We start from the raw sequence: 15,073 nt of genomic DNA, 5'->3' as shown, positions 1-15,073 counted from the left end.
GTTGAGACTTTGCTGGCTTTAGCCTTCGAACTGACCAGACTTCAGGTAAGGCTTGAGCGATTCGAAACGCCATTCGATTTCGGCGATCTCCTCTTGCGAGAGCGTCAGGTCCTGAAGGATCGGTTTGGCAGGAGTGCTGCCACCCGGACCATACTGACGCGAGATCATAGTGCGAAACACGTTGCGCATTTTCAATAAATGGAGACTATAGCCACGCAGGTTTCCAGGGTGGGTCTGTGACAGATTGAACATCAACGTCAGCTTGCTGTACATATCTTTGAGCTTTGCAGGATCGGAACCGTTTCGCATCAACGTCCAGATCTTAGCCAGGATGTCGGCGTAAGCGATCCGTTCGGTGACGAGGCCTTCTGTGCCGAGCCGCGACTCATACAGCCAGCCATAAGCACCGCGGGCACTAAAGACACTGCGAATCGAAGATGAGGCGAGCAGCGCGCGAATGCGTGGAATAACCGGGCTCGATTCTTCCTTGACGTAGCCGAAGTTCGGGAACTCCTCAGCCAGTTCGATCAGAAGCTCGGTCGAAGGAGTCGCGCCGCCGCGGCGAGCCGTGGTCTGGATCATGACGGGCTGCTCGGTGATCACAGCGGCAAGGGCACGCCAGTATTGCCGCAAGTCGTCCTGTGTCTTTCCGCTGTCGGGCGGTCGTGAGATGATCGCCGTGGGAGAAAGCTGCTTGGCATGTTTGGCGTAGACAAGCATGTCGTCGGTGTCTTGCCCCTGTACTCCAAGACACAGCGATGATGTCTTCAAGCCCTGGGTCGTCTTGGCGAGAACTTCCATCCCTTCAAGTTTTTCGTCCTGGGTCAGCAGATCGACACTATCGTTCGACTGCGGCCAAATCATCCCTGGACTCTCACACCAATCGGCAAACCGCGCCTCTCGGGCAAGGACCTCGAAGTCCACAGTACCGGAGGTCGTAAAAGGGGTAGAGAGAATTGGAAACGGACCCCGGAATCGTGGAAAGTCGGAGCTCCTCAACGTCACCGGGACTTGCCCAGTGGTTTTTCCGGGAGCTGCCGCACCACTTCGAGTCGACAGCAGCGTCCCGGTAGCAACGCCCGACACGCCAACCAGCGCGGTTTTCAATATCCGTCGTCTCGTGATTTGTCCGTTTTCATTCATGTGAATGACCTGTTTGCGATTGAAGATGGAAAGACCGCCCAGCACTGAGTCTCTGTCGAAGCCATCATACCGCAGGAGCATGGGAAGAACGAGCAATACCTCACCCGTTGACAGGTTCAGTTTCTAAAGGTTCCTTGCCGTTCTCCGACTCACTGCCAAGACCGTAACTGAATCAAGTATCTTCTTATAAAATCGCGAAAGTTGGATAGCTTGGCACCTACTCAGAAAACACGTGACTCGCCACGCAACTCTTCGAATACAGACAAGATCGCTTGACGTTTTGACTGCGACTTAATATCTCCAATCGAAATGTGACGAAGCTACTCAGCCCCCCTGCATCAATTGCTAGGGGCGAGGCGGATGGATAGCCGTTAACCGAACGGTTTAAGGTTCGAGTCCTTGAACGGTGAGCCGGAGGGGAGAATTTTGGCGCTTTGGTATCCAGTGGGCGCTTGTGGGAATCGAGGCGACTGCTGTTGATGAGATGCTGTTATTCTTGGTGATTGTCGCGATAAGCGGCATCGAGAGATTTCAATTTGATGGCAGTTTGACGACCGAAAACCAATACGCATTGATGACCCGAACGACATGTTTGAATTGCTCCATGTCGACTGGTTTCGTGATATAGCTATTGGCGTGCTCTAGATAGCTGCGGGAGACATCAGATTCGTCCTCAGACGTCGTCATGACGACTACGGGAATCGTTTTTAATTCAGGGTCGGTTTTAATTTCATGCAGAGTTTCCCGACCATCTTTGCGCGGCATGTTCAAGTCCAATAGGATGAGATCGGGGCGCGGGACATTTTCATACTCTTCCTCACGACGGAGAAACTGCATCGCTTCCACGCCATCGCGAACGACATGAATGTCATTCAAGATTCTCTCATTCTCGAGTGCACGTTTTGTCAATTTAATGTCAGCTAAGTCATCCTCAATTAAGAGAATCTGAATTGGGCGCACCGATGGCGTATCTTGGGGTTTCATCTACTGAAGCTCCGTTTTGCATTAAATCCGCTGAGGGGATAGTAAAGTAAAATGTGCTACCTTGGCCAGTTTGCGACTCCAAGGACAATTTGCCCCCCAAGCGTTCGACAATTTTTTTGCAGATCGCCAGGCCGATCCCTGTGCCAGGGTATTCTTCCTTGCGATGAAGCCGCTGGAAGACCTGAAATATTCGTTCGTGGAACTCCAGAGCGATGCCAATGCCATTATCCTTGACATAAAACCGCCAATGGCCCCCCTCGGGTTCGGAACCGATCTCAATCACCGGTTGTTCGTCGCTGCAGTACTTTAAGCCGTTTCCAATGAGGTTCTGAAATAATTGAGTCAGTTGCCGCTTATCAGCCAAAACTGTGGGGAGTGGGCGACAGATAACTTGTGCGTGTTTCTCTTCGATTGCGTCTGCCAAGTTTTGCAAAGCTTCTTCACAACACTGGAATGCATCGGCTGGTACGGGTGGTTTTCCTTTTGTGCTGACTCGTGAGAATTCCATTAGGTCGCTGACGAGTCGGCGCATACGGGTTGCGCCGTCAACGGCGAACTGAATCCACTCGTGTCCGTCTTCATCCAGATTTTCGGAATAATCTTCCGCCAAAGCTTGGCAGCAGGACGCCACTTTTCTCAAAGGTTCCTGGAGGTCGTGCGAGGCAACGTATGCAAATTGTTCTAGCTCTTGGTTACTTCGCTCCAGGGCTTCATTGGCTGACGTTACCGCCGCCATCGTTTCTAAAACGACAGCTTCTTGATCTGCAACAATGCGTTCATGGTTGGAGAGAAGCTGGTCGAAAGCGAGCATCTGCCAGACTGTTTTTTGATCGGAATCGATATAGGGCAACCAGCCGAGCCGTGTGCTGTGCGACAAATGCGAGAAAAGCAATGCAACTTTGGCGGAGATTTCATGTTTTGCGAAACCGATGACGACAAAAAGGTCCCCGTTAGGCAGGAGATCACCGAATCCGACAACCGACTGAATACCAAAGGGTTCGACGAATTGTTCTTGAGCGGGAACAAATTCACTTCCCTGTGCTTGTTGAATGTGAAAAACGCCTGTGTCCGCAACGAGGACTTCGTCATTGGATTGAATCTGCCCCAAACCGTTAAATGAAAAGCCAAGCTGTTTGAACAATCGAGACATCATCGGAAGACGCCGTACCGTTTCAGCGTTGTTCAGTGGGATGATGCGGTGTGATTTGGAATTTTTAACCTCGCACCATTCGGGTTGGTCACCGACCGTAGCCAACAACGAAAGACAGATGGTTTCGTCCTGGACGTCAGAGGAACGGGAGCGAGCCATCGATTGGAGTTCTGGGGTAAGGTTTTTGAACCGGTTGGAATGAAATACACGCACTAAAGCAAATTCAGATTCCCCTTCATCGCGCTGAAAGTGTTGATGAAATAACCGAACAAGAGCCTTCGCATACTCCGATTGCGATGCGTGGTGTTGGCAGAGACCACGAATCCATGCACCACACTTCATCATGTCGCTCAAAAAAAAGTCTCTCACACTAAAGGTTTGAGTGCGGTCATGTGGGGCGCGAGGGGGCATGGCCAATTGCGAGGCGACTTGCTCCAGGCGGCGTTCCGCTTGCTCAGCAATTAATCGCGCCTTCTGGGCTTCCTCGGCCATTGCGATTGCTGCCTGGTGTTGATGATTTAACTCCCGGGTGCGTTGTTCGACGCGTCCTTCGAGCTCAATGTTGATTTGCTGCTGCGTTTTTTCCAGCAGCTTGCGTTGCGTAATGTCGCGGGCAATTGTGGATGTCCCGACCACGTTTCGCTGTTGATCCATGAGTAGCGAAATCGTCAAAGAGACATCAATGATCGTTCCATCTTTACAAACCTGAACCATTTCCAGATTTCGCACTGACTGTCGATCACCGATCTGTTCGAGAGCCCGAGATACGATTACTCTTTGCTCCGGAGCAAAGAGTTGTTCGGACGGTTGGCCAACCATTTCACTTGCCGAATATCCGTAAAGTCGCTCAGCCCCATCGTTCCAACTGGTGATCAGGCCTTCGAGTGTTGCACCAAATATCGCGTCGTCAGATGATTCGACAATGTCAGCCAAACGCCGGACTTCGTTTTCACTTTTGCGTCGTTCGGTGATGTCGAGAAAGGTCACGACCGAGCCGACCAGTTCGCCATTACGACTTACTGGATACGACCAAAACTCAGCTGGAAACGCTGAGCCATCTTGCCTCCACAACGACTCGTCCTCAACATGCACGCCGCGGCCTTCGCGAAATGCCGAAAAGATAGGGCACTCATTTGCAGGATACGACGTCCCATCGGAACGTGTATGGTGAATCAATTGGTGCATGTTCTTGCCGAGAAACTCTTCAGGAGTTTTATATCCCAATATTCTGGCGCATGTGGGATTTGCGAAAGTGCAATTCCCCTCGAGATCCAATCCGTAGATCCCTTCTGCAGTAGAATTGAGTAAACTCGTGATAAGCTCATCACGATCGCGAAGCGCAATTTCTGCCCGCTTGCGAACGGTGATGTCGTCGATGGAACAGATGACAAACATTTCGTCATCGGTGGTGACTGGACTGAGGCTGACTTCGACTAAAAATTCAGTTCCATCTTTACGCATGCCGGCAAGTTCATCGCTCTCGCTCATTCGACGGGTCGTGGGATTAGCGAAATAACCAGAACGATGTTTGACATGTCGAGGTTTAAGGCGTGGCGGTAGGAGCATCTCCATGGGATGCGACAAGAGTTCGTCTTGTGAATACCCAAATAATTTCACGGATTCGGAATTGGCCAATACGATCTGACCTTCCCGGTTGATCATCAAAATTGCCGTAGGTGCCGCTTCGAGCGTGGCTCGAAAAAGTTGTTCACTCGCGGCCAAGCGTTCGTGTTCTACGTGCGACTGCTGTATGACGGTGGCCATGGTTTGCGACTTGCGCCTTGCCGCATCTCGCCGTTGTTCGGCGGCGGTGGCCGCCTGTTCGGCAAGTAACGCCAATCTCGTTTGTTTGGCGAGTTCCGTGGTGCGTTCCTCCAATTGCGACCGCATAGCATTGAAGGATTCCGTCAAGTGGCCAACTTCGTCAAAGGATGTGATGGGCAGATCCTCAACTAAGTTTCCTTTTGCGAGGTGCTCTGTTGCACTGGCTATTGTGGCGATGGGGCGAGCGATGGCGGCGGCGTTGCGTCTGGAAACGACATAAGTGATGCCGAGCATGCCGATCCCGAGCACGAATGAAAAACCTAGCCATCGAGAACCTTTGGCCGCAAGAGCCTGGGCATCATGGCGCATGAGTGCTGCTTGGTTGTTTGAAAGTTCACCCAACAACATCGTCACGTCACGCGCTGCAGGAACGGCATCGCCACTTAACATTGATAAAGCAACGTTGGCCTCTGGCGATTGACTCAACTGTACGGCTTCAGATGCGAGGTGATGATAGGCCCGGAATTCATCATTGAGGTTCGCAATCAACGCCTTTTGTTCAAGATTCGTTGTGTCGGAGCGCCCAACAGCATTATCAAACTGTTGTTTCGCAGTCGCAACCAGAGCATGGTAGGTTGGCATATCCACATCCTGCTGTTGGTCAATGATTTGACTCAATAACAGTTGGCAACGTGAAAAACTCAATCTTAGATCCACAAGATCCAGGAGCAACTGCGTCCTGTTGCCAGGGGCGGAGGAATTCGCTGTTAAATGAATCAGCAGGTTCAGGGTCCCGGTGATGTGTTCAGCAATCGGATCGAGTTCGAATCGAACAATCGTGCGCGCCGGTTCGTTGCCGGGAGTTTGTGCGAGATCTTCAATCCACCATTGCGTCTTTTTTAATCCTCGCAGTCGCTTCTGCGCCTGCGCTAAGAGCGCGAGGTCTGCTTGGTCGTCCCAATGCGTGCTCAAGCGTTCTAATTCCGCGATGGCGGGATCAATTTCTTGGTTCCAGGCGGCCGCTCGTTCTTCTTTAAATTCTTCATCGCCTAGGGCGACCCAACCTCTCAAGGCCGCCAACGACTTTTGAACACCCTGCAATGCCACAGCCGAGGTGCGCGCTGAAGGACTGCGAACTTGCGCCGCATAGAGCGTCGCGGCGCGCATTGAATAGAGAATGCCGATTGAGACAGCCAGCATGAACAAACCAATGCCAGCCACTAGAAGATGGGATCGGAGCAAGCGACGATACAATCCACCGGTATGTTGAATTTTTTGTAACGACGACTGTTTGTCCGACACATTACCTCCGTGCCCATCGAGCAATACGCTAAAGAGTTGGGGTTCAGTTGGCAGGCCGCTGCCGGGCGAGTCGGTCAAACTGCTGCTCAAGAATGCCCGCTCGCTGATAACAATCCGCAGGAAACTTGCGTCCTGGATAATAGGCTTGGTGTGGCGGGGGCGCGTTGGGGCCTTCGCGATGTAGATAAGCCAATTCCGAAACGAGCAAGGAGGCTATGTCGTACACATCACTCGGAGAGACTTGATTGAGTTCCTCTTCCGACATTGCTCCAAGTGTGAGGGATTGTTTGCCGTTTTGCTCAATGATTATTTGAACAGAACTGTAACACCCTTGCAGCCTCTGGTAGACGTCACGAGGCATCTTATTGGCTTCAAATTTGGGCGGATCAGGGATTGTAGAATCCAACTCTGGGTATTGCTCCATCAAACGCTCGGCATAAGCAATTGCCAAGGTCAGTTGCTGGTAAACGTCACTTGGCGAAAACTGCTGATCCAGCATGAGGTTCAACTGCCGGTTCGCTTGGACAATCGAACGGTACACATCGGTTGGTGTCTTGGTGATATCGGGTGGTTGTTTTGTGAATTGTTGTTTCAGGTTGAGCTTGGATTTGATGCTACGAATTCGTTGGAGTGCATGATCAACAGCTTCGTATACATGGCGCGGCTTCAGCTCGTCGTTTGGTGACAATAATTCCTCTGCCCGTGTGCGGGTGAGCTCAAAGCTAAGGCGATTCGCTTTGCGAAATAACGTCAGCGCTTGGAAAAAAACTTCGCGAGGCTCCGCATCGGAAACCGCGATCTCAGCTCGTGCCTCTTGAGGTCGGCCGATGTACTTGCGAACGTATTCAATTTCGGTTCGGAGCAAACGGACATGCTCATACACGTCTGGAGGCGAAATGGCAGCCTTGACGGAGTCGCCAGCTTTTACGATTTGGGGAGCGACCAGCCCAATGATCAGGAACAGGGCAACGAAGCAATTCCGCAGCCGTTCCATTCCGAATCCTTTTCGCTCTTGCATATCGCTTCCTTGCCTATCTCCATAAGGCCCCAAACCCCCGTCTCAGAACTCGTAGTATCATCTGACGGCGAAAATCGTCAAGGTCAGAATAAACTGACTCCACCGATGACAACGAGCGTTCGGTTCGTGAGTGATTGCTGAAATAGCGCGGTTATGAGCGCAGCAGCCATTGCAACTGAAACTTTCGAAACTCAAATTCTCGCTACGTCGAGAAGCTAAGCTAAACTCTCACCAGATGAGGCTATCGCAGTTAGCGTCCGAATTGCGCCATGTCAGTGGTGAACTCCGTATTATCCTGGAAATCAACCAGGGGAGTGATGAAAGCCTTGACGCCGTGCCAGCATAAAATTCGGAGGTTTGTGAAATGAGCCCGCTGCCCCAGCATGTGCTGTTGATCGAAGATGATGCCGCCGACCACCAGCTTGTGGGGCGTTGCCTGAGAAAGGGGTCTCGGTCAACTCAATTGCATTGGGAGCAGAGTCTCGCTGGCGGATTGTCACACCTCGATGCCAACAAATTCGACGTTGTGTTGACGGATTTATCATTACCCGATAGCCATGGGTTGACCACGGTCGAACGCATTCGTGCTTGTGATCACGATGTTCCCATCATTGTGCTCACCACATTAGACGATCCCGACGTCGCGATCCGTGCTTTGCAGTTGGGCGCTCAGGATTATCTTCCGAAGGAAATGATCGATCCATCGCTCCTGGAGAGATCCATCATGTACGCTATCGAGCGCAGGAGCATGCAACGAGCCGTCGAAGTCTCGACGACGGCGCTTTACGAGGCGATGGAACAACTCAAGCAGACTCAAATCGTGGTCGAAGAGGCCAATCGCCTAAAAAGCGAGTTTTTGGCGAATATGAGCCATGAAATCCGCACACCGATCACGGCCATTTTAGGGTTCGCCGGTATCCTGCAAGATCAGATTGATGAAACTGATTCCATTGAAATTGTAGAGATTATCCAACGCAATGGAGAGCATCTTCTGTCTTTAATCAATGGAATATTAGACCTTAGCAAAATCGAAGCAGGACAATGTCATTCAGAGTGTCTCCGATTTTCTCCCCTCGATATAATTTTAGATGTCGGTCGAATGATGAAAGTACGGTCCGCGGCTAAAGGGCTTTCTCTATCGCTCGACTTTGTCACTGAAATGCCCGAAACCATCGAATCGGATCCCACTCAACTGAGACAAATTCTGATCAATCTCGTCGAAAATGCCATCAAATTCACTTCCGCTGGATGTGTGCGCATCGAGTCGTCGCTGGTGAGAAATGCCAAAAACGCATTTCTTCAGCTTGATGTCATTGATGCGGGGATCGGCATGACCCCAGAGCAGACGGCTCAGATTTTTAAACCGTTCAAACAAGCCGATTCTTCAACAAGCCGGCAATACGGCGGGACGGGGCTGGGGTTAACGATCTGCAAGAAATTGGCAGAGGGCTTGGGTGGAGACGTTACTGTTTCAAGCGAGCTTGGTGTAGGAAGCACTTTTCGAGCGACGATCGCGATTGGGGCGATTGATCATGTCTCAATCGTGGAGCCGCAACCTGCTGACAAAATGCCCAGCGAAAACCGAGTTGCTGCAACAATATCTCCTGAGGTCGCGTCGCTGGACTGTCGTCTCTTGCTTGCTGAGGATGGTTTGGATAACCAGCGTTTAATCTCTTATATCTTGCAAAAAGCAGGAGCCGATGTGACTGTCGTTGACAATGGTCAGTTGGCTTGTGATCAGATCCTACAGCAGATCCAAAACGGTACGCCATTCGATGTTGTTTTAATGGATATGCAGATGCCCGTTTTAGATGGATATGCTGCGGCGCGGCAATTACGTCAAGCTGGCCTCGATGTCCCAGTCATCGCTCTCACTGCAAACGCGATGATGGGAGATCGCGAGAAATGTCTCGATGCGGGTTGCGATGACTATTTGAGCAAACCGATCAACCGCGCTGCGCTATTGAATCTTGTTTCCTGCTATTCCGGTGAAGAGTCCATCGTATGTTCAGGTCAGGCTGATTAGCAGCTTGTGTCTGTGACCGTCAGTGCGGTAGGCCTCCGCTAGATCAGGTCAAGCCCAACAGTAGGGCTGTTACGATCGTAACGGTGGCTTTTATTGCGAATGCCGCCGAATCGCTAAAAAAAACGATTTTGACTCGGTCAGTCACCAAGGTGACCTATAGTTTTCATCCCGCTGTACACACACCAATGTCACCATCCGGTGTCAACCTACCTCCTACTGGTCGCACTCGTGTTCGCAAGATCACGCGGCCTCACGCCTTTAGCCTTCAACGCGCGCTGATAAGTTGACCACAAACGGTCTCCTTCATTATTGCGCTACGAGAAATGCCACTCGCCTAAGACATCCACCATTTTGCTTGCTGAATAGTGAATCACATTAAAATTGATATCACGGAGCATGAGCATGAGCATGAAGCCATTCTGCGATCGCGCGGACACATTAATCGCCAATTATAATACGCAGCATACCGTATTGATCATTGACGACGATCCCGACATCACCCTGTGTTTGGAAATGGTACTTGCCAATTATGACGTGAACGTCATTCGCGACTATGGCGGACATTTTGGGGCTTGGGACGCTGCTCAGAATACTCCCGATGTCATCATCACCGATATCGCGATGCCCAATGGTGATGGTCAGCTAGTGCTACAAAGCGTCAAGAGCGAGCAACAGACAGCTGACATCCCCGTCTTGGTGCTTACAGGGCAACGCGACGAGTCGTTGGCGAGCCAACTTCGACAGTTAGGCGCTGCTTGCATACTGTACAAGCCGGTGCATTATCAATCGCTGCTAAACGAAATTCTAAAACACGTTCCTTTGCGAAAGTTGCACGGAGCTATGGCGAATTCCAATCGCACCTAAAACGGAGCACAGAGATGGAAGACCACCTAGGCGTCCTACTCATCGAAGATGATGCAACGGATTATCAGTTGATCAAGCGCAGCCTGAAGCGCTGCCGCCGTTCGACAGAATTAGTCTGGGAGCAATCTCTCAATGCGGGATTGAGGCGCCTTTCAGAAATGTCCTGCGATGTCGTGTTGACTGACCTCTCATTGCCTGACAGTTTCGGATTAGAAACTGTGAAACGCATCCGCACCCAGAACCAGCATGTCCCGATTCTGGTTCTAACAACGCTTGATGACGAGCAAGTGGAGCTGTCATCGCTGACGGTTGGCGCGCAGGACTATCTGATCAAGGATGAAGCAACACCTCATACGTTGGAGCGTGCAATTCATCATGCGATTCAGCGACAGGAAAGCATTGTCGAAAACCAAAAGTTATTGGCGAGAATCGAATCGAGTCATCAGTTACTGACTGAGCAAAAATCTTTGCTGAATAAAAAGAATGCTCGACTTCGAAAGTTGTACAAAACGGCACACCAGTTTGTGGATAACGTCTCCCATGAGTTTCGCACTCCGCTGACTGTGATCAAAGACTACGTCTCATTGGTTCGCGAAGGACTTGCCGGGGAAATCAATGAAGAGCAAGGTCGAATGCTCGACATCGCGGGAGTACGCGCCGACGACTTGAACAACATGGTCGATGACATGCTCGACGTCAGTAAGCTTGAATCAGGACTGATTGGCGCGTGGCGGCGGCCCTGCAACCTTGCCAAAATCGTGACGTCGGTCTGCCCTCCCCTCGCCCGCAAGGCGGCGGTGAAAGGAATTGCATTTGACGTCGACGTCGATGAAATGTTGCCTGCTGTCTATTGTGATGCCGAAAAGGTGGGGCGTGTGATCATCAATTTGGTCACCAACGCCATGAAATTTTGCGGCGACCCCGGCTCGGTTCGTATCGAGGCACACCAAGACGCTGCTCGTTCTGAACTCATGATTGACGTGACTGATAACGGCCCCGGAATTGACGACGATGGATTAGCTCTACTATTCAAGCGTTTTCAACAGCTAAACACGCAACCCAAAGGGAACGCAAAAGGTTTTGGCTTGGGCCTGAGTATTGCCAAAGAACTAGTGGATCTGAATTTCGGCGATATTTCAGTCGAGAGCCAATTGGGACAAGGAACGACGTTTTCGTTCACGGTCCCGTTAGATGACCCTCTCGCTGTGATGACACGGTATTTGCAAAGAAGGGGCGCGAATACGACAGGAGAATCATTCTTTACTCTGATCAGCGCCCAAATCATTGACGAGGATTCGAACTCCGCAGTGTCCGATGTAGATGCATTTTTCAACTATTTGTTACGTCGCGACGATCTATTGTTTCGCGCTGGCCCGCAACGTTGGCTTTTTGCCTTGCCAATGCGGCGCAGCGAAACTGTTGAATTCCTGAAGCGTGTCGACGACGAACTACAGAAAACCAACCGGAATCGCCCCTTCGGCCCATTACCCAAGTTTCAAATGCAAGTCGAAGGAACTTGGGATGTCGCTTTCACGCCCGAAGTCATCCTTGACGCATTTCGCCAACTGATTGAACTCCAGCCGGCTTGTGAATGATTTATGTTGTTGTGCCAGAGGAGCGTAGGGGGCAATCAACGCTGTCCCCTCCAACCTTCTTAAATACCTTAGGAATGAAAAATGTCCCCCAATAAAACAATCCTATTGGTCGATGACGAAGCGGATATTCGGCAAGCAACCCAATTGTGGATGGCCACTGCTGGTTTCAAGACATCCACAGCCAAAGATGGAGAACAAGCGGTCGCATGTGCGACCCAACAACAACCTGATGCCATCGTCATGGATGTGCGGATGCCACACCTGGATGGATTGTCCGCGTTGGCGGAATTGAAAGAACAATCCTCAACTCAACACATACCGGTCGTGATGTTGTCGGCCAGTCTCGTGGACCAAGAACGAGCCTTGGATGCCGGAGCCAATTGTTTTGTGACCAAACCTTATGATGGCCGCAATCTCATCAAAGTGGTTCAAGCAGCAATCGGTACGGCGGATTTGATTACGCCGAGCGAATAGAGATCTCCTTGGGTCGGTTGAAGTGTCAATCCAGGCGTGATTGGCGAAAGATCACTGTGCTTTAAAAACTAACTTGTGCACTCAGTATTGGGAACTTCAGAAATGCAGAAACGTCAAATTCTTATTGCCGACGACGATGCCGATCTTGTCGCGCTGTTGTCATTGCGGTCGCAGAAATGTGGCCTAAGGGTAGTAACCGCCAGTGACGCGGTCTCGGCGCTGAAGTCCATTCGTGAGGTGCGCCCTGACGTTGTGATTCTGGATGTCAATATGCCTGGAGGAAACGGATTGACCGTGCGGGATGTCATGCTGCAAAACGAGCAACTGCAGTCGATTCCAGTCATCGTACTCACTGGTGCATCCGACGAGGAAACAATCCGTCGCTGTCACAACACATGTTCGTATTACGTTGCCAAATGTCCCGATGTCTGGACGCGCATCAAACCGATACTGGATGACATCTTCGAGCATGAGGCGCCCCACGACAAGCTTTCGGTCGACGACAACATCAACGCTGCACCGGAGTCTGCCTATGAAGATAGCGACCAAAAAGTATTGTTCGATTGGCTATTCGACTTAATGGACGGAGCAGCACCGGCTGTCGCTGGTGTTGTAGGAATGGACAGTGCGGTGTCGGCTGAGGGAGATGCAGCCACTGAGGTCATCTCGGATTTCTCGGCGCCGACCTCTTCCGAGGCCCCTTGGGTTCTGTGCATTGACGACGATGCTGAACTGACGCTGGGAATTGAAATGCGATTGCGGGAACATGGCGTTGAAGTCCTCCGCACGTTTACCGGCATGGATGGATATCGCAGCGCGTTCATTGGCAACCCACGCGTTATCATTTTGGATTACGAAATGCCACAAGGCAACGGTGATTATGTCCTACGTAGGATTAAGGAAACCGCGGCAACACGTGACATACCTGTGGTCGTCTTAACCGGTCGAAAAGGGCACGATGTCGAACGCAAAATGTATAACTTAGGAGCCGATGCTTTTCTGACAAAGCCCTGCTCGTGGGAGACGTTGTGGTCCATTCTGCAACAGCACATCGAGATGGTCGAAGTATAACGTTGCACAAAAGCCGGCCGACTTGTTATCCCGATACGCCGAACGAACTTATCGTGGAAGAACACGATTGACTACGTTGGGATACGCCCCAAAAGAATCCATCCCGACAGAGCGTTTCTGCATACAGTTTGAGACACACGCACCAACCGGCTGGTCCGCAGAGGCTGCGCAAATTGGCGCCGAGAATTTGCGCGGCGGGCTGGAAACTTTTAACGGACCGTTATGCGATAATCTCTTTGTGAACTTTCCCATGGACGTCAGTTAACCGAAAATCACGACCGGCGTGTCGGTAAGTGAGCTGTTCGTGATGCAGTCCAAGGAGGTAGAGCATCGTGGCGTGCATGTCGTGCACGTGCATCTTGTTCTCGATGGCATAATAGCCGTATTCGTCAGTCGCTCCATACTGTAAGCCACCCTTCACGCCGCCGCCGGCCATCCACATGGTGAAACCTTCGGGGTTATGGTCGCGACCATCTCGGCCTTTGCCTTCACAAACCGGAGTACGGCCAAACTCGCCTCCCCATAAGACCAGCGTGTCATCCAGTAAACCCCGTTGCTTGAGATCGGTTAACAGAGCGGCAATAGGCTGATCCACTTTCGCCGAATTTTTCTCATGCCCAACTTTCAAACCGTCATGTTGGTCCCATTGAACGTAATTGTCACTGTGCGTGACTTGGATGAATCGAACACCGCGTTCTGCGAAACGACGCGCCAGCAGGCATTGTCGGCCAAAATCTTCGGTGATTTCATTATTCAGACCGTACATGTCCAGCGTTGCTGCCGTCTCCTCGGAAAGGTCTTGAGCGAGCGGCATCTCCGACTGCATGCGAAATGCCAACTCGTATGACTGGATACGAGCTTCTAGCGCTGCTTCGGATCCGACACTTTCCAGGTGTTGCCGGTTCATGTCGCTTAAGAGTTTGAGTTGTAACTCTTGTACGGGGGCCGACCACTTGGGATTGTCAATGTATTTCACCTGCGCCTTTGTCGAGGGTTGGCTAGCGACCCCCAGGGGAATTCCTTGATATTGCGCCGGCAGAAAAGCGGAGCCCCAGTTTTTCACACCGCCATGCGCCAACGTTGGGCAAATCGTGATGAATCCGGGGAGATTGTTGTTTTCTGATCCCAGTCCGTAGTTGACCCATGCGCCCATGCTCGGGCGAATGAAGTTGTCGCTTCCCGTATGCAGCTTTAACGCGGCTCCGCCGTGGGCGGGATTGGTTCCATGCAATGAATTCAGGAAGCAGATGTCGTCTACGTGCTTCGCAAGATGTGGGAACAATTCGCTGACATGGATTCCGCTTTCTCCGTATTGCTGAAACTTCCAGGGGGAAGCGAGCAGGTCACCGGTTGCGTGGAATTGGACTCGAGGTTTGTCAAACGGAACGGCTTTGCCGTCATCTTTTTGCAGTTGTGGTTTGTAGTCAAACGTGTCGACGTGCGAAGGGCCTCCTTTCATGAACAAGAAGATCACCCGCTTTGCATGCGGCGTGGTGTGGAATGGTGATGCCGTAGGATTTTGTGACGCAGCGGAAGCTTGTTCCTGTTGCAGCATCGCAGACAACGCCAAATATCCGAATCCAGTCGCCGATTTCCGCAGCATGGACCGTCGATTACACGGAGTGTTCATGTGATCAATGTAACTCATGATGGATGTCACACTTTCTGTTTAACGACAAGTC

At 51.3% G+C, this 15,073-nt stretch carries 10 protein-coding genes; 5 read left to right on the top strand and 5 right to left on the bottom strand.

Annotation, left to right across the window (positions count from 1 at the left end; genetic code table 11):
- Positions 1-18: 18 nt before the first annotated feature.
- The 4 genes from Mal52_RS06970 to Mal52_RS06955 form a co-directional block, all read right to left on the bottom strand.
- Positions 19-1,143, bottom strand: a complete 1,125-nt coding sequence (locus tag Mal52_RS06970) for a dihydrodipicolinate synthase family protein (protein ID WP_197534717.1) — start codon at positions 1,141-1,143, stop codon at positions 19-21.
- 531 nt (positions 1,144-1,674) lie between these two features.
- Positions 1,675-2,127 (bottom strand): response regulator, encoded by a 453-nt coding sequence (locus Mal52_RS06965; protein WP_145374986.1) that lies wholly within the window; start codon positions 2,125-2,127, stop codon positions 1,675-1,677.
- A complete protein-coding gene (locus Mal52_RS06960) occupies positions 2,075-5,746 on the bottom strand; it encodes a PAS domain S-box protein (RefSeq protein ID WP_197534716.1) in 3,672 nt (1,223 codons plus the stop codon). Before Mal52_RS06960 ends, Mal52_RS06965 begins: the two co-directional genes overlap by 53 nt.
- Positions 5,747-6,386: 640 nt before the next feature.
- The gene (locus tag Mal52_RS06955; protein ID WP_145374982.1) at positions 6,387-7,361 is read right to left on the bottom strand and encodes a hypothetical protein; all 975 of its coding nucleotides are present in this window, start codon (positions 7,359-7,361) and stop codon (positions 6,387-6,389) included.
- A gap of 364 nt (positions 7,362-7,725) precedes the next feature.
- Between Mal52_RS06955 and Mal52_RS06950 the strand changes: the two genes are divergently transcribed.
- The 5 genes from Mal52_RS06950 to Mal52_RS06930 all read left to right on the top strand — a co-directional run bounded on the left by Mal52_RS06950 (position 7,726) and on the right by Mal52_RS06930 (position 13,391).
- Positions 7,726-9,387, top strand: a complete 1,662-nt coding sequence (locus Mal52_RS06950; protein ID WP_145374980.1) for a hybrid sensor histidine kinase/response regulator — start codon at positions 7,726-7,728, stop codon at positions 9,385-9,387.
- A gap of 402 nt (positions 9,388-9,789) precedes the next feature.
- A complete protein-coding gene (locus tag Mal52_RS06945) occupies positions 9,790-10,251 on the top strand; it encodes a response regulator (RefSeq protein WP_145424265.1) in 462 nt (153 codons plus the stop codon).
- A 14-nt stretch (positions 10,252-10,265) separates the two neighbouring features.
- Positions 10,266-11,846 (top strand): ATP-binding response regulator, encoded by a 1,581-nt coding sequence (locus Mal52_RS06940; RefSeq protein WP_145374976.1) that lies wholly within the window; start codon positions 10,266-10,268, stop codon positions 11,844-11,846.
- A gap of 81 nt (positions 11,847-11,927) precedes the next feature.
- On the top strand, positions 11,928-12,320 hold the full coding sequence (locus Mal52_RS06935; RefSeq protein WP_145374975.1) for a response regulator: 393 nt from the start codon (positions 11,928-11,930) through the stop codon (positions 12,318-12,320).
- 102 nt (positions 12,321-12,422) lie between these two features.
- On the top strand, positions 12,423-13,391 hold the full coding sequence (locus Mal52_RS06930) for a response regulator (RefSeq protein ID WP_145374974.1): 969 nt from the start codon (positions 12,423-12,425) through the stop codon (positions 13,389-13,391).
- A 220-nt stretch (positions 13,392-13,611) separates the two neighbouring features.
- Here Mal52_RS06930 and Mal52_RS06925 read toward each other — a convergent pair whose 3' ends face one another.
- Complete coding sequence (locus Mal52_RS06925) at positions 13,612-14,994, bottom strand: DUF1501 domain-containing protein (protein ID WP_231962543.1); 1,383 nt, start codon at positions 14,992-14,994, stop codon at positions 13,612-13,614.
- Positions 14,995-15,073 lie beyond the last annotated feature (79 nt).

Source organism: Symmachiella dynata (assembly GCF_007747995.1).
Classification (GTDB): domain Bacteria; phylum Planctomycetota; class Planctomycetia; order Planctomycetales; family Planctomycetaceae; genus Symmachiella; species Symmachiella dynata.
This window is presented reverse-complemented; position numbering and strand designations above follow the sequence as displayed.